Here is a 24,669-nt window from a genome sequence, read left to right on the forward strand (position 1 = left end):
CACGGCCCGGAGGTCGGCATGAACCACTCAGTCGCACGATCGCTGACGGCGGGACTGACCCTGACGGCGATGCTGTGCGGACCGGCGCTGGCGCAGACCTTCCAGCAGCCGGCGTTGCCGGTCCCCGTGATGCCGGGACCGGTGACGGGTGTGCCCAGCGCCGCGCCGGCGCCGGCGCTTACCCTGAGCCAGAACGATCGCCGCCTTCTCGCCGAGCTGAGCGAAAAAATCGACCGCATGATCGCGGAGGTCGGCGAAGCCCGCGCGCGGACGATGGCGGCATTCGCGGATGGCGGCGCGCAGACCGCGATTGCGGAATCTTTCAAGCGGGAAAATGCGCGCATCGTCGGTCCGGTGAAAAGCATCGATGATTCCGCCGCTCTGAACCACCTGCGGGCTTCCGATGCATGGCAGGTGGCGCGCCCGCCTCGACTGTCCCGAAGCATCGACTACGGTCCGGGCGCCGAAAGGCTCAATGACGAAATGGTGCGGAATATCGCGGAAGTTTTCTACGACCGGTACATCGCAAGACTGAACGAAACAAAGGACGGCCTCGCCGCGCGGCCGGCAACGATCGCCCAGCAGATCGGCGTGACGCCGCCGTCGATGACCGGGAAAGTCCGGGACGGCCTCGAAGCCGACCTGAAATATCTGCAGGGCGGACATGACCTCTGGAAGAGCGCCGAAGCGGAACTGAGGGAAACATTTCTGCCGCAATACCAGAAGCGTCTTCTCGACGTTCTCGGGCGCCACGCAAGCTACACCCAGCGCTTCGCGGAGCTGATCGACAGGCGTGAGAACGCCATTTACGACCTGGAAGTGGATTTCGTCGCCACCCACGCCGAGCGTGAGCGTCAGGTCGCGATTCTGGAAAGCTATCCGCCCGGCAGCGGTCTGGGAAACGACAATATCGCACGCATACGCGAACTCGAAGCCGAGATGGAAGTTCTCAACGAGCGCATCAAAGCCGCTGCGATGAACGAGGCAAACGACGCCGAGCGATTTTACAACTGCTCTCTGTCGCTCGGCACCTGGAGCAACGAACTGGCAGGAAGGCCGCGCGTATCGCCGCCCGTTTCGATTTACTACGCACCACAACACGCCGTCACCCATCTCGGCGGGCGCGCTTTCTTTCGCGCTTACGAGACGGATGCAATGATGCCGGATCTGAACGAACATCTAAAGATCGACGATCCATGCGGCACGGCGACACCGCCCGATGAAATTCCGGCGCGGCTTTCACTCGTTGTGCCGCGCTTCGACGCGCCCGAGCCGCCCGAACGGCTCGACGAGGACGATCTCGCGGCGGCGATGCCGAAATATGTCTTCGAGCCCGTGGACGGCATTCATTTCGGTCATCCCTTCCATGTCGAGGCGCTGTTCGAGGAGGATCGTCCGGGCGACACCTACAGTGTGCGCATCAACGGCACATATTCGGCCATCGTTCAGCGGACCGAGGAAAATCCGAGACTCTATCGCAGCGCCACGCTGGTCCTGACCCATGCCGGCGTCACCTATGGAGGCGGGCGATGAAACTTTTCGGCTTCGACATTCCGCTGCCCGATCTCGGTGCCTTGAAGCTGTCGGCGCTCGGCACGCCGGCGGGCATGGCCGTGGCCCGTGTCGGCGGCGCGGCGGCGCTGGCCGGGGCGGCCATGCTGGCGATGGGGGCTTTCGGCGACGATGACCCGCCGCCGGTCGAACTCGCCGGGAAATGGGAGGTCGCCTATCACGACCGCATTCTCGGCCGGGTGCGGGGCAAAGCGACGGTGGCGGACGGCGAAGGCAGCGCCGAAGTCGTGCTGACGCATCCGAAGACCAAACAGGAATACACGCTGCGTTCAACCCGCTTCGCCCGTTCGGGCGATACGCTGAATGTGACGCTCGAAGGCCAATGGCCGGGCGCGGAAGGATATGTCGAGCCGCCACTCGGCGAGGAGCAATCCGTCGGCGCAGGCTCGCCCTATGAATGGCAAGGGCCGGCAAAGATCACGCTGGCCCATGGCGATTCCGAAGAGACATTCAAGGTTCTGAAGGACGAGCCCGTCGGCAAGCACAAGGTCGAACTGGAGCTTTACATCGGCGACGAGGCGATGACCGGCGCCTGGAAGCAATGGGCGAACGCGGTCACGGGCCGCGACGAGGCCGAAGGCGGCCGCATCGCCGATTTCCGCTTTGCGGGCGACGGCACCGGCCGCGCCTACCAGACCGGCATCGAAACCTGGTATCGCCCGCGCCCGGTCATTCACATCGTGGCGCCGAGCGAGGACCAGCTCGCCATCCGCGAATATCTCGGCGCAAAGTTTCCCTATCCCTGGAAGGCGGATGGTTCATCGGCCGGCATTCTGATCGATCGCCGCTACCTGCTGGTCGTCGGCGACGAGCTGCCGACCGAGCCCGGCGAAACGGCCGAACTGAAGTCGCTCGATGCGGATGTCGAATATTTCGTCGAGGCCAAACGCTCGCAATATGGCGACCGCCCGACGGCGCAGCTGATCCTCGACAACGCATTCACACATATCCGGCGGAACCTGAAGCAGCAGATGCTGGCCGAGGGCTTCGGCAACGAGGCGCTCCTTCAAGCGACGATGGATGCGATCTACGAGAAGGACTGGATCCTGATCCGCGCCGAGCTGAAGCGCCCGGCCGAGCCGGGCCGCAAGGGCTTCACGCTGAACGGCGCCGAGGGAAGCTGGGTGTTGCGCTATGGCGACTTCGTCGCCGATTTCGCGGTGACGCGGCCGGTCGGCGGCGAGACCGAAGGCACCGACCATGTGCTGATGCCTGAGAAAATCTATCTAGAGTTTCGCACGGCGGCGCCGCTGCTTGCCGATGAGTTGCCGGTTCAGCTCTGGGTCAATGACGACGTGCATGTCTTTGCCGGCAACCGCACGATCATGGCCAAGCGGTTGCCGCGCACGAAGGAAGACGACGAGGCGCTGGCCGAACTGCGCGAGGCTGTGCGCTTCGCCGGCGGCGATGTCGAAAACGTCAAGCCGATCCATATTTACCGGACGCCGCCCATCGGCCTTGTCGACAAGGGACAGGAGGCGTCCGGCGGCGCCATGGACCTGCCGGAGGTCGGCGACGATTGGCGCGTGACGGTGAAGGACGGCGACACGATCCGCGGCGTCAGCATCGCCACCGACATTTTGCGCACCGAGCCGTTCCACGCCCAGGCAATGGTCGTCAATTCGCCGGCCGAGATTGTGCGGCACACGACGCCGGGCCTCGGCGCGGCGCAGAACCTGACATGGACGCGCGCCGTGATGGAAGCGGCACGTTGCACCGGAGCGCCGATCGACACGCCTGTCGATTTCGATGCGCTGGCCCGGCGCAAGGCGACAACATTCAAAAGCAAGGTCTATCTCGCAGACGCGGCAAAGCGCGCCACGGGCAAGGAGCTTCTTGGCGCGATCCCCGGTGAGGGGTGGCTTGAGGGCAGCGCCCGGCTCGGCCGCGACGCCGCCGCCGGCGTCATCCAGAGCCCGACCGCCTTCAGCGGCGGCGAAACCTATTCGCTCGACATGCTGGTCGGCGATCACGCCGCCATGCTGATCCTGCGCGAAGCCTTCATCGAAATGATGACGCGCCAGATCGAGGAAGTCAGCGCAATCCGCTCGGACGCCGCCATATACGGGTTCCGCGCCAGCGCCGAAATCCCCTCGTCCTATGCGCCGAACCATCCCTTCTCGACGATCGACGTCAAAGCGCCGAACGGCAAGACCGTCTCCTTCAGCTTCAGCTATGCAAGCGACGATCTGCTGAAACAGGAACTCGGCCTCGACGCGGCCGCCGCCGAGGCATGGCGCCTCGACGCGACGCGGCAGATGCTGCGCGAATATCTGGCCTCGCTGCGCGCCGCGCTTGGCGTGGCGCAGGGGATCAAGACCTGCGGCGAGCACCAGAAACTGGTCGAGCTGACCGGGCGCGGCTTTGCCGCCGTCAATCGCTATGCGCGCAGCCGGTTGATGACCGCGCAATCCATTCGCGGCGAACGCGACGATGCCTGGAAGGCCGACCGCGTGGCGCGGGCCTGGATGGCGGGCGTGCCGGTCTTTGCCGAGGCGCTGGCCGATCAGCAATCGCTTTCGGCGCAGGACACGAAAGTCCTCGTTATTGCCGTGACCATCGGCACATCGGCCGCGGCGGCGGGCGGCGGTCTCCTCGGCTGGGCAGTCGCTTACGAAGCGCTTTTCTTCAGCACCGTGGCGACGATGGCCGATGTCGCCAATGCCGCCCATGTGCTCTACACCGAGATCGGCCACAAGCTGAACACCACGGCGGAAGTCCGCTTCGCGCGCGGCGCCCATGCCGTACTCGGCGATGCGCGTCTCGAACAGGCGCTCGCCGAAGACCGCCATTGGGCGGAAATTTCGGCCGGGCTCTATCTCGACGTGCTGCCGAGCGTCGCTTTCAACTCGGGCGCCGATTTCCTCAAGGGGTTGAAGGATATTGGCGGGACTTCGGCGGCCGTCTATCGCGGCGGCAAGCGCCTTGTCTCGCAGGCACGCTCCATCGAACGCGGGCGCAAACTGCTGGGCGAAGTGAGCATCGGCACCGGCGTCGGCCAGGCCGCGCCGCCGAAACTGGTGCAGCTCGAACCACCGAAAGTTCCGGCCGAGGATTTTGCGAAGAACTTTCCCGACGGCAAGGATGTGCAGCGCGCCTCGAACCTTGAACTCGACGATCTGATCGATCCGGCCAATCCCGGCAAGCTGCCGGATATCGAAGACCTGACCAAGACGCAGGCCACGCCGCCATCGCAGCCGCGCGGGCCGCCGGACCCTGCGACCGGCAGCGGCGACGACACAGTTCGACTGGGCACACCGGCCACGCCCGCGCCGCGCAGCACCAGCGCCGACGACACGATCCGCGTCGGCCAGCCCGGCGATGGCGCATCGCCGGCCACGGGCGCCGAGCCTCAGCGGCTTCCAGAAGCCGAGGCCGCCAGCGCCAACGCCGATCAACTCGACCGTCTGCGCCGCGATGCCGACGCCGCCTATGAACGCTCGCAGCAGCTTGCGCAGGAAGCTTTCGCGCAGAACCGCGCGATCGATGCCGCGGAAGGCAACGAACTTCTGAAGGGTGCCCACACGGCGGCGGCACAGGAGGTTGTGGAAACCGCGGTCGATCAGGCGCGCCGCGCCGGCCTGACCGAATCCGAAATTCACGCGATCATTTCAAAATACGATGTGACGAGCGGGCGCGGCGACCTGATGCGCTTTGCGCTGGTCGACGAGTTGCAGCGCGTGTCCGTCCAGCGTCTCGGTTATGAACTGGTCGACGAATTCTACGCGCTGGACGTGATGGAGCTGGTAACGCGGAGCTATACCGGCGCAGCGACACCGGCGGATCTCGCGCGGCTGAAAGTCTGGATCGACCGCGCCGCCGATGCCGGCGAGGATTTCTTCTCGCGTCTTCAGCGGCAGGGCACCTATACCGATCTCGACGGCTTCGAGCATCTTGCCGATGCCGACGGCATTGCCAGCTTGCGGAAGCTCGCCGCCGACAACGACCTGCTGCCGATGGGCCTGCTCGAAACCCAGGCGCTGACGGCGAGCGAGCGGCTGGCCGAAAGCTCGATCGGCAAGGTCCGCAACCTGCCCGAGCCGCAGCGCGTCGACGTGGCCAACGCGATCTTCGATGCGCGCCGCCTCGCCGCCGAGGCGGGCCTCAAGGCGCTTGACGCGACCGAGAAAGCGGCGCTGCGCATCGCCGACGGGGTCGTCGGCGATGCCGGCGGTGTGCCGGCCTGGGCACGCGGCCTCGACAGGACGTCCTACGAAAAGATCGCGCATCTGGGCGGCCGGGCGGATTTTCAGAAACTGATCGAAGCCGATCCGTCGATCCTGCGCCAGGCCGCTGCCGACCCCGATGTTCGCGCGGTGATCGAATTGCAGCCCTATCGCGATCCGGCCGAATTCCAGAAGGCGCTGGCCAACGAACGCAAACGCGTCAAGCGCCCGCTGCCCGGCGCCTTCGACGAGGCGGCCGAGGACCACTGGCTGCCCAAACAGGTGATGAAGGACGGCAAGGAGCAACCGGTCGCCTTCAGGCATGAAGTCCTGGAAGGCGACGGCAAGAAATTCAGCACCGACAAGTTCCTCAATGGCGGCGACGACGTCGCCGTCGTCGAGCGCGAGCTCGGCCTTGCCGAGCTGCCGGAATTTGCCGGTTCGAAACAGATGACCTGGTCCTATATGGAAGCCAAGCTGCTGCCGGACTTCTTCGACAATGTCAAAGTGCCGATGATCGGCGAGCGCGGAACAAGTTCGGCGGCGATGCTCAACATGCGCGCCTTCCACAATCTCGACATCCCCTATGGCGACCCGTCGCTGAAGCTGATCAAGATGTCGAATGTCGAGAATGCCAATACCAGCGTTCAGATCGCCTGGATGAAACGCGTCTATGGCGCCGACTGGACCAAATATCTGCCCAACACCCATTCGGTGCGCTATGCCGAGTCGGCGCTCAACCAGGCCGGCTTCCGCATCAAGGAAGTGAGGCTGGGCGGCGAACGGCCGCTGCGGATGAATGCGCGCGGCATGGTGGAAGGCAATTTCTTCAAGGCCAAGGAATCGCCGATGGAGTTCCTCGCCCGCTATGGCGTCTCGCCCAATGAGGCGATCGAGACCGGCCACGATATCTATATCGTCGTCGAGCCCTTCGGCGCCGCGGCGCCGCGCTCCGCATCGGCCGCACCCTTGCGCCGGAAGCGGCGGGCCCTGTCCGGCTGGCGCCCGGCGCGCCGCCGGGGACCGGTCAGGGCCGCTGACGCTATGCCCGGACGATCACAGGCAGCTCGGTGATGCCGCGAATGAAGTTGGAGCGCAGATATTTCGGTTCGCCGACAACTTCGACTTTCTTGAAGCGCTTCAGGATCTCTTCCCAGAGCACGCGCAGCTGCATTTCGCCGACACGATTGCCGATGCAGCGGTGAATGCCGAAACCGAAGGAAAGATGGTGCCGCGCGCCTTCGCGGTCGATCAGGAACTCGTTGGCGCGCTCGATCTTGCTGTCGTCGCGGTTGCCCGAGACATACCACATGGCGACCTTGTCCCATTTCTTGATCTGCTTGCCGCCGAGCTCGGTATCTTCCAGCGCCGTGCGGCACATATGGGCGACCGGGCTCTGCCAGCGGATGATTTCGGAGACCATGTTGGGGATGATGTCCGGGTCCTGCTGCAGCTTGCGGTATTCATCCGGAAACTGATTGAGCGCCAGCACGCCGCCGGTGATCGAATTGCGCGTCGTGTCGTTGCCGCCGACGATCAGCAGCAGCATGTTGCCGAGATATTCGTTGGGCGACATGTTCTTGGTCGACTCGCCATGCGCCAGCAGCGAAATCAGGTCCGAGCCCGGATTGGCCAGCCGGTCCTTCCAGACGCCGTCGAAATATTCCCAGCAGCTCCACAGCTCCTTGAAGGCATCTTCCGGCGTCTCGAAATATTCGGGGTCGCCGATCCGCTCGACCGTGTCGGACCAGTGGATGAGTTTGTGGCGGTCTTCCTGCGGCACGTTGAAAAGCGTCGCCAGCGTGCGGCCGGTCAGCTCGACCGAGACCTGGCGCACCCAGTTGAATTCCTCGCCGCGCGGCAGCTCGTCGAGAATGAGCCCGGCGCGTTCGCGGATCAGCGGTTCGAGAGCGGCGAGGTTCTGTGGCGTGAACATCGGCTGCACGACCTTGCGCTGCTCATCATGCTTGGGCGGATCTTCCATGATGAACATCGGCAGATGGGTCAAGGGATCGGGCTCGCCCTCGACGCGCAGGCCGCCAAGGCGGATGCCGCCATTGCGGATGTCGGAGGAGAAAATCTTGTGGTTGGTGTCGACATGCATGATGTCTTCGTATTTCGTCACCGACCAGTAGCGGCCGTAAGGCCCGGTCTCGTTCAGATGAACGGGGTCTTCCTGCCGCAGCCGTTCGAAATAAGGCAAGGTCTTGTTGGCGGCAAAGAGATCGTCATGGGCGGGATCGAGCTCGGCGAGCGGGATCGACCAGGGATCGCGTTCGACATCGATCTTCCATTTGGCCGCCATGTCGGCGTTCTTGCGCGTGTAGTCCCGGCCGGTGGTTCCTGCATCCGCTTCGCTCATGGGCTCTCTCCCTGAATTTTCCGCCTTTCTTTTACATCTAGTGCGCGGAAAAGGGGAATCGAGCCCCGACGTCAGGATCGGGGGAAAGCCGCCACTTCCGCTTTCACGGCCTCGACGCTGCGTCCACCCGCCAGAACGCCGCGCGTGAGCAGGGTTGCGACTTCTGCGGCAGTCGCGGCAATACGGCCGCGGTCGTGGCGTTCGGCCCAAGTGACCGAATATTCGGTGGCGGCCAGCAGCGCCTGCGCGGCGGTGGTGGCGTCGCAAGGCGCGAACTCGCCCTTTGCCATGCCCTCTTTCAGCCGCGCCACGAGCCAGGACACGAGCTTCTTGCGCTGCCGCGCATAGGCTTTCATCCGCGCATCGCCGAGATCGCCGTGATTGAGAAGCCAGGTGCAGTCGTAGGACGCCGCGCAGAGCAGCTCGATGTCGGCGCGCAGATAGAGAAAGAGCCGCGCCGCTTCCGAAAGCGGCGCCATGCCGAGCTTCTTCTGTGTCGCCAGCGCCGGACCGAGCACGTCCTCGATCATCGCATAGACGATCTCGTCCTTGGACGTGAAGTAATAGTAGAGCGAGGCCTTTTTCAGCCCCGCATCGGCGGCGATTTCGCGCACCGAGGCGCCGGCAATGCCATGCAGGCGGAAAAGCTTCGCGGCGGCCGCAATGATGTCGGCGCGGGCATCGGCGGAAGCGGGCGCGGCGCTGGCACGCGGACGCCCGACGGCGCGGCCCCGCGACGCAGGCCCGGATTTGTCATCGCTTTTTGCCACCGTCGATTTCCATGTCGGTTTCCGCCTGCCGAAGCGGGGCGCAAGATAGCACAGGCGGCAGCGCCTGTTCAGCACCTGACCGGCCTCCATCAACCCTGCACAGGGTGCGCTTGCCCCGGCGCTGGCGCGGGCGGCCCCCGTCGCTATAATCCCGCGCAACCAATAGCCATAAAAGCCGCAAGGGAGGCCCCTCCATGACCAAGATCAACGATGTCGCCACGCTGGAAAAAGACGGCGAGATCGCCGTCCTGACGCTGAATTCGCCGCCGGTGAACGCGCTGTCCGGGCCGGTGCGCGAGGGCATCAATAACGGCATCAAACAGGCGATCGACGACGCGGATGTGAAGGCCATCGTGTTGATCTGCGAGGGCCGCACCTTCATCGCCGGCGCCGACATCACCGAATTCGGCAAGGCGCCGTCGGGCCCGAGCCTGTTCGATGCGCTGGCCATGATCGAACACGGGCCGAAGCCGGTTGTCGCCGCGATCCACGGCACGGCACTGGGCGGCGGCCTCGAAGTGGCGCTGACCTGCCATTACCGCGTGGCGGTGCCGTCGGCCAAATGCGGGCTGCCGGAAGTCAATCTCGGCCTGCTGCCGGGCGCCGGTGGCACGCAGCGCCTGCCGCGCATCGTCGGCCCTGAAAAGGCGCTCGAAATGGTGACGAGCGGGCAACATGTGGGCGCGAAGAAGTGCCTCGAAATGGGCCTCGTCGACGAGCTGGCCGAGGAAGGCAAGCTGCGCGAGGGCGCGGTGGCCTTCGCGAAAAAGATCGTCGCCGAGAAGCGGCCGCTGAAGAAAGTGCGCGACCTCAACGACAAGGTCGAAGCCGCCCGCGGCAAGCCGGAAATCTTCGCCGAATTCCGCAAGGCCAATGCGCGCAAGTTCCGCGGCTTCCTGGCGCCCGAATACAACATCCAGTGCATCGAGGCGGCGGTGAACCTGCCCTTCGACGAAGGCATCAAGGTCGAGCAGAAGCTCTTCCGCGAACTGGTAACCGGCACGCAGTCGGCCGCGCAGCGCCATGTCTTCTTCGCCGAACGCCAGGTCTGGAAGCTGCCGGACGTGCCGGCCGATACGCCGACGATCCCGGTCAACAAGGTCGGCATCATCGGCGCCGGCACCATGGGCGGCGGCATCGCCATGAACTTCCTCAATGTCGGTTTGCCGGTGACGATCGTCGAAACCAAGCAGGACGCGCTCGACCGCGGCCTCGGCGTCATCCGCAAGAACTACGAGAACTCGGCCAAGAAGGGCCGCTTCTCCATGGAAGAAGTCGAAAAGCGCATGGGCCTGCTCAAGGGCTCGCTCGACATGAACGATCTCGCCGACAGCGACCTCGTGATCGAGGCCGTGTTCGAGAACATGGATGTCAAGAAACAGGTGTTCACGAAGCTCGACGCCATCGTCAAGCCGGGCGCGATCCTGGCAACAAATACCTCGGCCTTGAACATCGACGAGATCGCCACCGCCGTGAAGCGGCCGGAAGCGGTGATCGGCCTGCACTTCTTCTCGCCGGCCAATGTGATGCGGCTCCTTGAAGTGGTGCGCGCCGACAAGACCTCGAAGCCCGTCATCGCCACCTCGATGCAGCTTGCCAAGAAGATCGGCAAGATCGCCGCGCTGGTCGGCGTCTGCCCCGGCTTCGTCGGCAACCGCATTCTGGCCCAGCGCCAGCGCGAGGCGCAGAAGCTGATCCTCGAAGGCGCGATGCCCTGGGATGTCGATCGCGTGCTCTACGATTTCGGCCTGCCGATGGGCCCCTTCGCCATGTCCGATCTCGCCGGCCTCGATATCGGCTGGTCGAAGGAGAAGTCGCAGGGCGCCACCATCCGCGACGTGCTGTGCGAGATGGACCGCCGCGGCCAGAAGACGGGCGCCGGCTTCTACGACTACGACGAGAACCGCAACGCGAAGCCCTCGCCGGTCGTCGAAAAGATCATCCTCGACTTCGCCCAGAAGAAGGGCATCAACCGCCGCAAGATTTCGGACGACGAGATTCTGGAGCGCTGCATCTATCCGATGATCAACGAGGGCGCGAAAATCCTCGAGGAGGGCAAGGCCATCCGTTCGTCCGACATCGACATCGTATGGATCAACGGCTACGGCTTCCCGGTCTATCGCGGCGGCCCGATGTTCTATGGCGACACGGTGGGCGCCGCCAAGGTGCTGGCCAAGATGAAGGAATTCCAGGCGACGATGGGCGACGACTTCAAGCCCGCCAAGCTGCTGGAAAAGATCGTCGCCGAGGGCAAGAAGTTCTCGGATTTCTGAGAAGGAAAAAGGGGCGGCGGCCAACGCCGCCCCGACATGTTTTCGGGAGGAACACGCCTATGAGCGACAATGAAAAAATCATCCGCGACTTCGTGAAGGCCTGGTCGCGCCTCGATGCGGACGAGATCGTGGGCTACTTCGCCGAGGACGGCGTCTATCACAACATGATGCTCGACCCGGTGAAGGGCCGCGCGGCGCTGAAGGGCTTTATCGGCGCCTTCATTGCCAACTGGTCGGACACGGAGTGGGAACTCCTGAACATTCTCTCGAAGGGCGACATTGTGATCGCCGAGCGCGTCGACCGCACCAAGGCCGGCGGCAAGCCGGTGGCCCTGCCCTGCTGCGGCGTCTTCGAAATGGAAGGCGGCAAGATCAAGGTCTGGCGCGACTATTTCGATCTCGCGACCTTCTCGAAGGCCGCCAGCTGACACCGGAGCGCCCCATGACCATCCGCCTCTACGATCTCGCCGCGACCGAAGACCGGCGCCTGAGCCCCTTCTGCTGGCGCACCAAATATGCGCTGGCGCATAAGGGGCTCGAGTTCGAGGCGGTGCCGGTGGGCTTCGGCGAAATCCCGAACATCTGCGGCGGCAAGTTCAAGACCGTTCCGATCATCGAAGACGGGGCGACGGCGATGAACGAAAGCTGGGATATCGCCGATTATCTCGACCGGACCTATCCCGAGCGGCCGATGCTGTTTGCCTCGCCCGGCGAGCGCGCGGGCGCGGTATTTTTCGACAACTGGTTCGGCCCGGAAATCATGCTGCGCCTGTTTCGCATGTATGTGCTCGACATCCACAACCGCGCCCGGCCCGAAGACCAGCCCTATGTGCGCGAAAGCCGCGAAAAACGGTTGGGCGGCACCAAGCTCGAGGATTTCGTTGCCAACCGCGAGGCCCTGCTGCCGGAAACCCGCGACGCCTTGCGGCCGATGCGCATGGTGCTGGCGAAGCAGCCCTGGCTTGGCGGCGCGACGCCAAACTATATGGACTATATCGCGCTGGGCGGCTTCCTCTGGGCGGCATCGGTGGCGACCCTGCCGCCACTCGAAAAAGACGACATGCTGCATGACTGGCTCGCCCGCGGCTTCGACCTTTATGGCGGCCTCGGCCGCAGCGCCAAGACCGACCCGCTGGCCGCCTAGAAATCCCAGCCGGGGCCTGGAATGGCCCGGTAGGCCTGCGTCAGCGCATCCGACCATGAACGCCTGAGCCCGGCGAAATAGGCGTCGTCGTCCTTGATGCGCCGCTGCAGCGCGACCTTCAGCGCCTTGCGGCGATAGACCATCAGGTCGATCGGCATGCCGACCGAAAGGTTCGAGCGCATGGTCGAATCCATCGAGATCAGCGCGAGCTTCAGCCCGTCGCCGAGATCGGTGTCGTAGTTGAGCGCCCGGTCGATAATCGGCTTGCCGTATTTGTGCTCGCCGATCTGCAGATAGGGCGTGTCCTCGGTCGCCTCGATGTAATTGCCGGCCGAATAAATCTGGAAGAGCCGCAGCTCGCCATTGCCGACCTGCCCGCCGAGCAGGATCGAGACGTTGAAGTCGCCGGCCTGTGCCTCGAGCGAGGGCCCATCGTTGCGGTAGACATCGCGCACCGCCTGCCCCATCAGCTGCGCGGCACGCACCATGGTCGGTACCGTGTGCAGCGTTTCAAGTTCCTCGCTGTCGCCGAGCCGCACGCCCTGCTCGACCGCCCGGTTGATGGCGGCCTGGCTGACCGCAAGATTGCCGGCCGTCATCAGCCCGATCACCCGATCGCCCGGATGCTCGATGACGGTCAGTTTGCGAAAGGTGGAGATATTGTCGACGCCCGCATTGGTGCGGGTGTCCGCCAGCATCACAAGGCCGCCTTCAAGCCGAAGCGCGACGCAATAGGTCATCGAAGTCTCCCGGTCTCGTCCGGCAACGGCCGGACCCCCTGTTGATTTTTGTCGCTACTGCTGCGCCGCGCCGCTTTCCACCTTGAGGCGGACTTCGAGCGTTTCCTCGCCGCCGCCGCGCCGGCGCCCCCGGACGGGCGACGCCTCCAGATAGTCGAGCCCGCAAGCGACCCGGACATGCGCCGAGGTCGGACAGATGCGGTTGGCAACATCGAATCCCACCCAGCCGAGATGCTCAATATAGGCCTCGACCCAGGCATGGCTAGCCTCATATTGGCTGTCGCCCTCGAACCAGAGATAGCCGCTGACATAGCGCGCCGGCAGGCCGAGATCGCGCGCCGCCGAGAGGAAGACATGGGTATGGTCCTGGCAGACGCCATAGCCATGCGCCAGCGCTTCCGCCGCCGTCGTCGCCGCGTGGGTTTCGCCAATCCGGTAGTCGACCGCATCGCGCACCGTATCCATCAGCCGGTGAGCGAGGTCGATGGGTGTGCCGTCCGAGGCAGCCCGCGCGGCGGCCGCCAGCGCGCGGATCGCGGCATCGGGCGCCGTCAGCTCGGTCTGGCGCAAAAAAAAGAGCGGCGGCAGCGGCTCGGCCGTGTCGGCAATGATGCCGCCTGTATCCGACGTCTCGACCTCGCCGGCGACGCTGATCGTCAGCGCCTCGTGCAGGCCGTCGAGATAGAGCATCTGCAGAACGTTGCCATAGGCATCGCGGCTTTCACGGACCCGGCCGGCGGGCATGGCAACGACGCGCCAGGACAGGACCTTCTGTCCGGCATGGCCGAGCGGCACGAGCCGAAGCGCCTGCACCGAATAATTGGCAGGGCCCTCGTAGCGATAGGTGGTGTCCTGGCGGATCAGAATACGCATCGGCGACAGCCTATCACATGAGGTAGACGCGGCTGATTTCGGCACCGAGCCTGTCATTCTGCTCGATATGCTCGCTGAGGAACTCGTGCAGGCCCTGGCGGAACACATCGTCGACCCGGCCGAAGCGCAGCCGCGAATAGATCTGTCCGGCGACGCGATGCGCCTCGTTGCGCTGGCCGTATTCCTCACCGAGCCGGTCGAGGCAGTCCTTGATTTCGGCTGAACAGCTGATCAGCGAGCGCGGCATTTCCTCGCGCATAATCAGAAATTCGGCGATCAACCAGGGCTTGAGCCCTTCGCGATAGACCGCATTGTAGCTGCGATAGCCCGAAACAGCGCGCAGGATCGAGGCCCATTGATAATAGTCGACGCCGCCGCCAATCTCGGCATGCTCGGGCAGCAGCAGGTGATACTTGACGTCGAGAATGCGCGCGGTGTTGTCGCTGCGTTCGATGAAGGTCCCGAGCCGGGTGAAGTGGTAGCGATCGCGGCGCAACATGGTGGCGACGGTGCCGCCATAAAAGAGCAGCGAGCGATCCTTCACCCAATCGAGAAAGCGGTGCAGGCTGCCGCCGCGCACCCGCGCCTCGTTCCAGCCGGGCAGTTCGAGCCAGGTCGCATTGAGGCTTTCCCATTGCTCGGTCGTGAGCGAGGTACGCACGCCGCGCGCGTTGCGCCGCGCGGTCTCGATGCAGGACCGGATGCTTGACGGATTTTCAGGGTCGAAGGCGAGATAGGAAATGACGTTCTCGGGCGTCGCCTCCTCGTGCTTGGCATAGAATTCTTCCTCGCAACCCGAAACGACAACGGCCGAATGCCACTCGCTGCCGTCGGCATCGGTACCCGACGGCATCAACGACAAACGGTCGGTCACGCGCAGGATGCGGGCGAGGCTTTCGGCGCGCTCCATATAGCGGGCAAGCCAGTAGAGACTGTCGGCAGTGCGGCTCAGCATGGCGTCATCCCTTGAGCACCCAGGTGTCCTTGGTACCGCCGCCCTGGCTCGAATTGACGACCAGCGAGCCCTCGCGCATGGCGACGCGCGTGAGACCACCTGGAACGACGCGAATTTCGGCGCCGGAAAGGATGAAGGGACGAATATCGACATGGCGCGGCGCGACGCCATCATCGACAAAGGTCGGGCAGGTCGAAAGCGCCAGCGTCGGCTGGGCGATATACTTGCCGGGCTTGGCCTTGATGCGCAGCGCGAATTCGGCGATCTCGGCCTTCGTTGCCTTCGGCCCTACCAGCATGCCATAGCCGCCCGACCCATGAATCTCCTTGACCACCAGCTCACCGAGACGATCGAGCACATAGGCGGCATCGTCGGGATCGCTGCAGCGCCATGTCGGCACGTTCTTCAGGATCGGCTGCTCGCCGAGATAGAATTCGATCATCTTCGGCACATAGGTGTAGATCGACTTGTCGTCGGCGATGCCAGCGCCGACCGCATTGGTCAGATTGACGTTGCCGGCCCGATAGGCGCTCATCAATCCGGCAACGCCGAGCGCCGAATCCGGTCGGAAGGTCAGCGGATCGAGAAACGCGTCGTCGACACGGCGATAGATGACATCGACGCGCTTCGGCCCCTGCGTGGTGCGCATATAGACGATGTCGTCCATCACATAGAGGTCGGGGCCTTCGACCAGTTCGACGCCCATCTGATCGGCCAGGAAGGAATGCTCGTAATAGGCGCTGTTGTAGATGCCAGGCGTCAGCACGGCGACGGTCGGCTCGCCGACACAGTTGCGCGGCGCGATCGATGTCAACGTCCGCATCAGCTCGTCGCAATAGTGATCGACCGGCGCCACGTTGTAGCGCGAGAAGAGGTCGGGAAAGAGTCGCATCGTGATCTCGCGGTTCTCCAGCATGTAGGAGACGCCGGACGGCGTGCGGCAATTGTCCTCAAGCACATAGAACTCGTCCGGCCCGACGCGCACCATGTCGATGCCGGCGATATGCGTGTAGATGTTGTGCGGCAGCGCAACGCCCTGCATCTGGCAGTACCAGGCCTCGTTGAGCAGCACCTGTTCGCGCGGCACGAGACCGGCGGCGAGAATGTCCTGCGCGCCATAGACATCGGCTATGAAGGCATTGAGCGCCTTGACGCGCTGGACGAGCCCATCCGAAATCTGTTTCCACTCGGCCGCTTCGAGAATGCGCGGAATGATGTCGAAGGGAATGATGCGCTCCGGATCGCCGCCCTCGCCATAGACGGCAAAGGTGATGCCGGCGCGGCGGAAGAAGGTTTCCGCCTCCTCGCGGCGCAGCGTCAGAATCTCGGTTGGCGTCTCGTCAAGCCAGGCCTGCAATATTCGATAGGCCTGCCGGACCTCCGCCCCGCGAGGTCCCATTTCATCAAAGAAGGCCGAGGCCATGACGCTCCTGTCGTTTGCAGCGAATTTCTTCGCCTGTTGACCCTACAGGGAGAGCAAGAGCGATGCCATGCCCGGAAATGCGGCGTTTGCAAGGTATGCGGGCCGGATCGTCCGAACGTTGACCGATTTTCGGGCGATCGCAGACACGGCCGCCGTCAAAAGAGGCAATCCACCCGGCGCCACCGCGCCGGGATCAACGGCGGCGCAGCCGTTCCAGCAGGGCGGGCGTCGGATAGCCGTCGGCAGGCATGCCGACCGAAATCTGGAACTCACGGATCGCCTTGCGCGTGTTGAAGCCGATGATGCCGTCGACGCCGCCGGTATCATAGCCGCGCTCGGACAGCAGGCGTTGCAGGTCCATGCGCTCGGTCCGCCCCAGCGGTCTGTCGCTGCGCGGCCAGGAGCCGACGATCTCGCCGCGCCCCTTGAAGCGGTCGGCAAGCAGATGCACGGCCAGCGCATAGGAGGTCGACGCGTTGTAGGAGAGCACCGTACGGAAATTGTGCATGACCAGAAAGGCCGGACCCTTGTGGCCCGAAGGCAGGAAGATCGATGCCTTTTCGTCAGCCTCGCCGCCGGGGAATGGCCGGCCGTCGATGCGGGCGACACCTGCTTTCGACCACTCGGCTTGCCCCTTCGTGATCGACATATCGGCCTCGGAAAAATCAAAGCCCTGCGGAAGCTTGACCTCATACCCCCAGACGCCACCGCGCCGCCAGCCGGAGTTCTGCAGGTAATGGCCGGCCGAGGCCAGCGCATCGGCATGCGAGTTCCAGATGTCGCGCTTGCCATTGCCGTCGAAGTCGACCGCATGAACATTGTAGGTGGTCGGAATGAATTGCGTCTGACCCATGGCGCCGGCCCACGAACCGAGCATCTTGCCGGGTTCGACATCGCCCTTCTGGATGATCTGCAGGGCGGCGATGAGCTGGGTGCGGCCATATTCCTGGCGGCGGCCCTGATAACCGAGCGTCGCCAGCGAGCGGACGACGCTCATCGTCCCCTGGAAGGTGCCGTAGTTCGATTCAAGCCCCCAGATCGCGACCAGCACATGCCGGTCGACACCGTAAGCCGTCTCGATGCGGTCGAGCAGCGCCTTGTTTTCGGCGAGCAGCGCCTTGCCCCGCGCAACGCGCGTATCCGACAGCGCGCCTTCGAGATACTCCCAGACCGGCCGGGTGAACTCGGGCTGGCTCTCATTGGCATCGACGACGCGCTGATCGGGTCGGACGCCGCGCAGCGAACGATCGAAGGTCTGCGGTGCGATGCCGGCCTTGAGCGCCGCGTCGCGGAAGCCCGTCAGCCAGTCGGCGAACTGCGTGTCGTCGGCCATGGCGGCCGGACTGCCGGGCGGTGGCAGCGGCAGGCCGGGCTGCGCGCCGGCCGCACAGCCGGTCATCGACAGGCCGAGCAAGGCGACAGCGACGGCCGCCGACCGCAACAGGAGCCGGGGCCGGGGACAACGATCCGGACAAACAGAAAGCGACATCGAGAACTCCAACGCATTTGGTTCGACAGACGCTATCACGGCCCTGCCAAAAATCGAGAAACCGCCACGCCGCCAACATCGAGCGCCAGCGCCCCGAGCACAAAATCCCTATCCGGGAAATAAGGCGAGATGTCGACCGGGCCCGGCCCATAGTTGAAAACGAAACGGAAGGCCCCGCGCCGCCGCGTCCGCAGGCCGGCCGGCAAGGTCATGACCGCAAGCCCCGCTTCGCGCGCCAGCCGCTCGACGATCCGCTCCAGCAGCGCCGGGTCGGGTGCGCCCGCCAGGTAATGCGCGCGGGCCCGCCGCGTCAGCGCTGGATGACCGTCTTCCGTTTCGGCCAGCACCTCCGTGCCCGGCGCCGTCACAACGAATTCGCGCCAGCGGTCGAAAGCGAAGGTCTCATTGTCGAAGCGCACCGGCACCGCCGACCCGGGCCGGAAGCTCTCGGCACGCGTGACCTTGACGCCGAGAACGGCCGCGAGCGGCCCCGGCGCCAGATTGTCGGGGATGCGGTGCGAGGCGGTGCGGCTGCCGGTGCGGGTGCCAACCAGCAAGGTGCCCTTGAAGGTCGAAAGCGCCGCCGCCAGCACGTCGGGCACGTGCGGCATCGGCGGCACCAGCACCAGCGTGTAGGGCGCCAGATCGGCTTGCGGCCCGACAATATCAATATCGAGACCCAGGCGCCGGAGCGCCCGATACATCGCAAAAGCCTGTTCGATATAAGTGAAGTTGCGCCCCTGCGGCTGCACACGAAGGAACCACGCCGCCTCATAGGAAAAGACCAGCGCCGCTTTCGCCGCCACAGGCACGCCCAGCGGCCCGAGCGCGGCAAGATCGGCCGATAAATGCTCGACCTCGAAAAACGCGCGGTCGGGTGTGTTGTCCGGAAGGTTGAGGCCGGCATGAAACTGCTCCTGCGCAAACGGTGCCTGCCGCCAGCGGAAATAGGAGATCGTCTCGGCACCATGCGCGAAGCCTTCAAGGCCCCATAGACGGACGAGCCCGGGTGCGGCGTCCGTGTTGTATTGCGCCCAATTGACCGGGCCCGGTTGCTGTTCCATGACCCAGAAGCGCCCTCGGCCTGCACCGCGATAAAGATCGTGATGGAAGGCCTGCAAATCGGGATCGCCGGTGCGCGCGAAGGCCGCCTTGTGCGCCGCCTCACCCGGAAAGACGTCGAGACTGCCGAGCGGATAGGAATCCCAGGTCGCAATATCGAGATCCTTCATCACCGCGTAATGATCGAAATCGAGAAAAAAGGTCATGAAATTGTGCAGGATGTCGCGCCCCGGCGAGAGCGTTCGAATGATCGCGGTCTGCACGCGGTTGAAGGCCGCGACCTGATCGGACGCATAGCGATGGAAATCGGCGCGATGCGCGGGATTGGTTTCGGTAACAGCGCCGGCCGGCAGATCGATCTCGGCGAAGTCGCGATACTCCATGCTCCAGAAGACATTGCCCCAGGCTTCGTTGAGCGCATGGATGTCGCCATAGCGTTCCTTCAACCAGTGGCGAAAGCCAACCAGTGCCTCATGCGAATATGAAAGCACCGTGTCGTGGCAGCCATACTCATTGTCGGTCTGCCAAGCGACAATGCCCGGATGCCGTCCGAAACGCTCGGCCAGCGCGGTCACGATGCGCGCGCATTCATGCCGATAGCCCGCATGGGAGAAGCAATAGTGCCGGCGCGAAGAAAAACCGCGTGTGCGGCCGCGGGCATCGACCGGCAGCATGTCGGGCATCCGGTCGACCAGCCATTTGGGTGGCGTCGCCGTCGGCGTGCCAAGCACCACCTCAAGCCCGGCCCCATGTAGCGTATCGATGGCGCGCCCCAGCCAGTCGAAATCGAAATGGCCGGGGCGCGGCTCGAGCCGCGACCAGGCGAACTCGCCAATCCGAACCCGCGTGATGCCCGCCGCCCGCATACGACGTGCATCGTCCGCCCACATCGCCTCAGGCCAATGCTCCGGATAGTAACAGACACCGATCGTGACGTCGGTGGCGTGCGGCTCTGCCATGGATTCCCTCCCCGATTCTCTCTAACTTGCCGGAATTGGCGGCGCTTGCAAGCGCCCTTAGGACGACACAAAAGGATCGGACATGACCAGGGTTTGCTTGATCGGCGCCGGCAGCACCGTCTTCATGAAAAACCTCGTCGGCGACATTCTGCTGAACGAAATTTTCGCTGACTGCGAAATCGCGCTGCACGACATCGATGAAGACCGTCTGAAGACCTCGGTCATCGTTGCGGCCAAGATCGCCGACGCACTCTCGGTGTCGCCCGTCATCACCGCGACGACTGATCGGCGCGAAGCATTGAAGGGCGCCGATTTCGTGATCGTGATGATCCAGGTGGCCGGCTACAAGCCCGGCACCGTCACCGATTTCGAAATCCCGAAACAGTACGGGCTCAGGCAGACCATCGCCGACACGCTGGGCGTCGGCGGGATCATGCGCGGGCTTCGCACGGTGCCGGTGCTTCTCGAGATTGCAAACGACATGCGCGATCTCTGCCCGAGAGCGCTGATGCTGCAATATGTCAATCCGATGGCTATCAATTGCTGGGCGCTGAACCGTCTCGCTCCCGACATCCGCCATGTCGGCCTCTGCCATTCGGTGCAGGGCACAGCCTTTGAACTCTCGAAGGACCTCGATGTCGACTACAAGTCGCTGCGCTACCAGTGCGCGGGCATCAACCACATGGCCTTCTACACGAAATTCGAACGCGAACTTCCCGATGGCACGCGCGAAGACCTTTACCCGCGCCTCAAGGAAATCGCGGCGACGAATGCTGAGCCCGCATGGAACAGGGTGCGCTACGAAGTCCTGCGCCGCACCGGCTTTTTCGTTACCGAGTCGAGCGAGCACTTTGCCGAGTATGTATCCTGGTTCATCAAGCGCGACCGACCGGACCTGATCGAGAAGTTCAACATTCCGCTCGACGAATATATCCGCCGCTGCGAGGAACAGATTGCGGCATGGGAGACGCAGGAGCGCGATCTCGTATCCGCCAACCGCCTGGAGGTGAAGTTTTCGGGCGAATATGGTGCAAAGATCATGCGCGCGGTGGTTTCGGGCAAACCAGCGGTCATCAACGGCAACGTTGCCAATGCCGGCCTGATCGACAATCTGCCGGCGGGCGCCTGTGTCGAGGTGCCTTGCCTTGTCGATGCGAATGGCGTGACGCCAACCCGGGTCGGCGCCCTGCCACCGCACCTTGCAGCGCTGATGCAGACCAACATCAATGTCCAGGCCTTGACGCTTGAGGCACTGGCCACAGGCAAGCGCGAGCATATCTACCACGCCGCCATGCTTGACCCTCATACGGCCGCTGAACTGTCCCTAGATCAGATATGGGGACTAGTCGACGACCTGATCGAAGCACATGGGGAGTGGCTACCGCGCTTCCACTGACACACTTCGAGGGGAAAGCGCCGTCCACAGCATGGAAATTCTCGATTTTTGTGTCATTTCAGCGACCTGAATATAAAATCCCGGACCGGATTGCGGCGGGGGCTGCATTGATTCGCGACACGAGGGGACCGATATGGAATTTGCGCTTTCCAGGACATGGCAATGGAAGACACTGCTGATCTGGACGGCGCTGTCGGCACTCCTCTTCGCAAGCTGGTGGCCGATCGCCGCTACACGTGAACTTTGGGACGCTGTCGACCTCTGGGTGTTCCGCACCTCGAATGCAACCGTCACCTGGGAGCCGATGGCAATCATCTGGGCGCTCTCAGGCGACCGCCGTTTCGACTATTTTTCGGCACTGATCATCTTCGGCATCTATCTCGCCTATATCTCACGCGGCGATCTGGCGCGTTTTCGCGACGGCGTTGCCTTCGGCATCATGACGGCGGTGATCCTTTTGGTCGTGATTGTACTTCAGCGCGAGATCATTGCCTTTCCGCGCCTGTCGCCCTCGCTCGCGCTCGACAGCTATCATTCGATCCAGGCCATTGTGCCGTGGTCGCTGGCCAAGGAAGGCTCCAATTCGAGCTTTCCCGGCGACCACGCCACAGTGACGTTGATCATCGCGGTGCTGTGGTGGCTCGGTTTCAACTGGCGCTTCGGCCTGCTCGGCTTCGTTCTCGGATTTCTTTTTGCCATGCCGCGCATCGTGGCCGGCGCTCATTGGGCCACCGATGTGGTGATCGGCGGCGGCTTTGTGACCCTATTGACGATCGGCCTTGTGCGCGGGACACCCCTCGGCTGGTGGGCCTACAGCTTCGCTGTCCGGCAGACCGATGCCGCCCTCGCCATATGGATCGGCATCGTCGAGAGAATGAGCGTCACCGATCGGGACAACGTCAATCCGACACGGCAGATTCTCCGCGGCATGTGCATCGGCACCGCCGATCTGGTGCCCGGCGTCAGCGGCGGCACCATGGCGCTGATCCTCGGCGTCTACAAGCGGCTGATCGCCGCTATCGCGCATATCGATATGGCGTTCCTCCGGCATCTTTGGCGCCGTGAGATCGCCGCCGCGATGCGGCGGATCGACTTTCTCTTTCTGCTGCCGCTGGGGATTGGCGCAATTCTCGCCATCGTCATCTTTACCCGCATCGTACCGCTTTCGGTTCTGGTCACGGAATTTCCGGAAGCGATGTTCGGTTTCTTTTTTGGCCTGATCGCGGCTTCGATCATCGGACTGCTATCGCATGTCGGTACCGGCAGCAGGCTGCATTGGGCCTGGCTGGTCATTGGCGTCGCGTTCGGCCTTGCCGTATCGATCCTCGTGCCAGTTCGCACCCCCGACGACATCTGGTTCGTCTTCCTCTGCGGCATGATCGCAATTGCCGCCATGCTGGTGCCCGGAATCTCAGGCTCCTTCGTGCTGCTGATTCTCGGTAAGTACACAGATACGATCGACGCCTTGGGCCGGCTCGATTTTTCGTTTCTCGTACCGCTTGCGGCCGGCATTGTTGCCGGCGCGCTGGCTTTTTCAAGAGCCATCTCCTGGCTCCTGACGCACTATCAACGCCAGACGATGCTGACGGTAATCGGCGTACTGGCCGGCTCACTGCTGGCGGTCTGGCCGTTCAAGGAACGTGAATACGCCCTGATCGACGAGAAGATGCGACTGGTTGCCTCACACCCCTATTTTCCCGCTCAGTTCGACGGTGGCGTCGCCTTGGGCCTCGCCTCCATGGTCGTGGGCGCCTTGCTCTTCCAGCTGCTTGATCGTCTGGCTCAGAAATCGGACGAGCCCGGCAAAGGGCAGGTTCGCTAGCTGCTCCCGTGTTGAAAGACATGGGTTTCAGTCGAGGTTAAGGGGCGCTTAAGTGCGCGCGTGCTCCAATGCGGGGGCATGTTAACAATTTATAACTGCATAACGGTTGAACACGATCTGAGCCTGGTTGTCCTCGCCGGCCTCATTTGCGTGCTCGCCAGTTTTTCGGCGGTCAGCCTTCTCGCCCATGCGGCGGAAGCCGGGCCAGGACGTCGTGCGCTCTGGATTCTCGGCGCCGGTGTTGTGGCCGGCTGTGGCATCTGGGCGACGCATTTCATCGCCATGCTGGCCTTCCGCCCGGACGAGCTCGTAAACTATGCGCCCGGCCTGACATTTGCCTCACTCGTCATCGCACTGGCACTTTCAACAGCCGGACTCTACTTCGCCGCGCGCGCCCGGTCCGCCGGCGTCGGCGGCGCAGTGCTCGGTCTCGCCATCGTTGCCATGCACTATGTCGGCATGGCCGCCGTCAGCATCCAGGGCCATCTTGTCTGGGACCGCGATTTTGTCCTCGCCTCGATCATCCTTGGTGTTGTTCTCGGCGCAGCGTCGCTGCAAACACTCTTCGCCGTGCCCGGCCTCAAGGGACGCATCGCCGGCGCGACGTTGCTGACACTTGCAATCTGTACGCTCCACTTCACCGGCATGACGGCTGTCTCCATCGTGCCCGATCCGTCCATCGCGCTTGTCGAAAGTGCGGTGGACGCGCATTCCGTGGCGATCTCGGTCGCAGCAATAACTGTGCTGATCATCGCGCTTGCCTTTATCGGATCGGCGGTCGACCGTCATCTGGCCGATCGCTCGGTGAAAGAAGCAGAACGCTTGCGCGCTTACGTCGCCGAACTCGAAGACACGAAGGAAAGGCTTGAGGTTACGTCACGCGAACTTCTGGTCGCACTTGGCGCCGCCGCATCCGCCGACCAGGCAAAGTCTCAGTTTCTGGCGACGATGAGCCACGAGCTGCGGACGCCTCTCAGCGCAATTCTCGGTTTCTCGGAAATCATGGCATCCGAAACGTTCGGCCCACTCGGGAGCACGCGCTACAAAAACTACTCGGACGACATTCTCAAGAGTGGAAGACACCTCCTGTCGCTGATCAACGATGTCCTCGACTTTACGCGCGTCGATGCGGGCGCTCTCCTGCTCAATGAAGAAAATGTTGATCTCGTCGAGACAATCGACGACGCCGCCCACATGGTCGAGGCACAGGCCAAAAGCGGCGACATTACCCTCGACATCGAAACGGATGGTCTATTGCTGCATATTCGCGCCGACCATCGGCGCATCCGTCAAGTGCTGTTGAATTTGCTGTCAAACGCGGTGAAATTCACGCCGCCCGGCGGCATTGTTCACGTCACGACCGCGATCGAAGATGGATGGCTCGTGATCCGCGTTGTCGATACCGGCATTGGCATCGCAACTGAAGACATTCCCATCGCACTCGCACGATTCGGTCAGATCGACTCCGATCTTGCCCGCAAATACGAAGGCACCGGCCTCGGACTGCCCTTGTCGAAATGTCTGATGGAACATCACGGCGGCACACTCGAAATCGCAAGCGAACCCGGCGGCGGAACCACGGTCAGCCTGCGCTTCCCCGAAGAAAGAATCTCGGTAAAAGACCCGGCGAAAATCCACGCCATAAGATGATCGGATCGCGATC

16 protein-coding genes are annotated in these 24,669 nt (G+C 63.5%); 8 read left to right on the forward strand and 8 right to left on the reverse strand.

What is annotated here, in order from left to right; translation table 11 throughout:
- Positions 1-18: 18 nt before the first annotated feature.
- Together Q7V31_RS04255 and Q7V31_RS04260 are read left to right on the forward strand one after the other, a co-directional pair.
- Positions 19-1,533, forward strand: coding sequence for a hypothetical protein (locus Q7V31_RS04255; protein ID WP_304732598.1), 1,515 nt, complete (start codon positions 19-21; stop codon positions 1,531-1,533).
- The gene (locus Q7V31_RS04260) at positions 1,530-6,812 is read left to right on the forward strand and encodes a hypothetical protein (RefSeq protein WP_304732599.1); all 5,283 of its coding nucleotides are present in this window, start codon (positions 1,530-1,532) and stop codon (positions 6,810-6,812) included. Before Q7V31_RS04255 ends, Q7V31_RS04260 begins: the two co-directional genes overlap by 4 nt.
- On the opposite strand, the gene Q7V31_RS04265 is transcribed toward Q7V31_RS04260, so the two are convergent.
- Together Q7V31_RS04265 and Q7V31_RS04270 are read right to left on the reverse strand one after the other, a co-directional pair.
- The gene (locus Q7V31_RS04265; RefSeq protein ID WP_304732639.1) at positions 6,781-8,043 is read right to left on the reverse strand and encodes a cytochrome P450; all 1,263 of its coding nucleotides are present in this window, start codon (positions 8,041-8,043) and stop codon (positions 6,781-6,783) included. The genes Q7V31_RS04260 and Q7V31_RS04265 overlap by 32 nt on opposite strands.
- A gap of 128 nt (positions 8,044-8,171) precedes the next feature.
- Positions 8,172-8,870 (reverse strand): TetR/AcrR family transcriptional regulator, encoded by a 699-nt coding sequence (locus Q7V31_RS04270; RefSeq protein WP_304732600.1) that lies wholly within the window; start codon positions 8,868-8,870, stop codon positions 8,172-8,174.
- A 203-nt stretch (positions 8,871-9,073) separates the two neighbouring features.
- Between Q7V31_RS04270 and Q7V31_RS04275 the strand changes: the two genes are divergently transcribed.
- From Q7V31_RS04275 to Q7V31_RS04285, 3 genes are read left to right on the forward strand one after another with little or no spacing between them, the layout of a single operon-like run.
- Positions 9,074-11,143: a 3-hydroxyacyl-CoA dehydrogenase NAD-binding domain-containing protein gene (locus tag Q7V31_RS04275; RefSeq protein ID WP_370690628.1), complete on the forward strand. Its 2,070-nt coding sequence runs from the start codon at positions 9,074-9,076 to the stop codon at positions 11,141-11,143.
- Positions 11,144-11,202: 59 nt separating this feature from the next.
- Positions 11,203-11,571, forward strand: a complete 369-nt coding sequence (locus Q7V31_RS04280; protein WP_304732602.1) for a limonene-1,2-epoxide hydrolase family protein — start codon at positions 11,203-11,205, stop codon at positions 11,569-11,571.
- Positions 11,572-11,585: 14 nt separating this feature from the next.
- Complete coding sequence (locus Q7V31_RS04285; RefSeq protein WP_304732603.1) at positions 11,586-12,287, forward strand: glutathione S-transferase N-terminal domain-containing protein; 702 nt, start codon at positions 11,586-11,588, stop codon at positions 12,285-12,287.
- On the opposite strand, the gene Q7V31_RS04290 is transcribed toward Q7V31_RS04285, so the two are convergent.
- The 6 genes from Q7V31_RS04290 to Q7V31_RS04315 form a co-directional block, all read right to left on the reverse strand.
- Positions 12,284-13,027 carry a peptidase gene (locus Q7V31_RS04290; protein WP_304732604.1) on the reverse strand — a complete coding sequence of 248 codons (744 nt, stop codon included), beginning with the start codon at positions 13,025-13,027 and terminating at the stop codon, positions 12,284-12,286. The two genes, Q7V31_RS04285 and Q7V31_RS04290, sit on opposite strands and share 4 nt — an antisense overlap.
- 54 nt (positions 13,028-13,081) lie before the next feature.
- On the reverse strand, positions 13,082-13,900 hold the full coding sequence (locus Q7V31_RS04295) for a transglutaminase family protein (RefSeq protein ID WP_304732605.1): 819 nt from the start codon (positions 13,898-13,900) through the stop codon (positions 13,082-13,084).
- Positions 13,901-13,913: 13 nt separating this feature from the next.
- Positions 13,914-14,855, reverse strand: coding sequence for an alpha-E domain-containing protein (locus Q7V31_RS04300; RefSeq protein WP_304732606.1), 942 nt, complete (start codon positions 14,853-14,855; stop codon positions 13,914-13,916).
- A gap of 4 nt (positions 14,856-14,859) precedes the next feature.
- Positions 14,860-16,278, reverse strand: coding sequence for a circularly permuted type 2 ATP-grasp protein (locus Q7V31_RS04305; protein WP_304732607.1), 1,419 nt, complete (start codon positions 16,276-16,278; stop codon positions 14,860-14,862).
- 193 nt (positions 16,279-16,471) lie between these two features.
- Positions 16,472-17,767, reverse strand: coding sequence for a lytic murein transglycosylase (locus tag Q7V31_RS04310; protein WP_304732608.1), 1,296 nt, complete (start codon positions 17,765-17,767; stop codon positions 16,472-16,474).
- A 35-nt stretch (positions 17,768-17,802) separates the two neighbouring features.
- On the reverse strand, positions 17,803-19,788 hold the full coding sequence (locus Q7V31_RS04315) for a beta-galactosidase (RefSeq protein WP_304732609.1): 1,986 nt from the start codon (positions 19,786-19,788) through the stop codon (positions 17,803-17,805).
- An 82-nt stretch (positions 19,789-19,870) separates the two neighbouring features.
- Here Q7V31_RS04315 and Q7V31_RS04320 point away from each other — a divergent pair, with 82 nt between their 5' ends.
- The 3 genes from Q7V31_RS04320 to Q7V31_RS04330 all read left to right on the forward strand — a co-directional run bounded on the left by Q7V31_RS04320 (position 19,871) and on the right by Q7V31_RS04330 (position 24,656).
- Complete coding sequence (locus tag Q7V31_RS04320) at positions 19,871-21,184, forward strand: alpha-glucosidase/alpha-galactosidase (RefSeq protein ID WP_304732610.1); 1,314 nt, start codon at positions 19,871-19,873, stop codon at positions 21,182-21,184.
- A 133-nt stretch (positions 21,185-21,317) separates the two neighbouring features.
- Positions 21,318-23,006 (forward strand): undecaprenyl phosphate translocase family protein, encoded by a 1,689-nt coding sequence (locus Q7V31_RS04325; protein WP_304732611.1) that lies wholly within the window; start codon positions 21,318-21,320, stop codon positions 23,004-23,006.
- A gap of 78 nt (positions 23,007-23,084) precedes the next feature.
- Positions 23,085-24,656: an MHYT domain-containing protein gene (locus Q7V31_RS04330; RefSeq protein ID WP_304732612.1), complete on the forward strand. Its 1,572-nt coding sequence runs from the start codon at positions 23,085-23,087 to the stop codon at positions 24,654-24,656.
- The last annotated feature ends 13 nt before the right edge of the window (positions 24,657-24,669 follow it).

Origin of the sequence: Parvibaculum sp., from assembly GCF_030651915.1 — a bacterium.
Taxonomy (GTDB): Bacteria; Pseudomonadota; Alphaproteobacteria; order Parvibaculales; family Parvibaculaceae; genus Parvibaculum.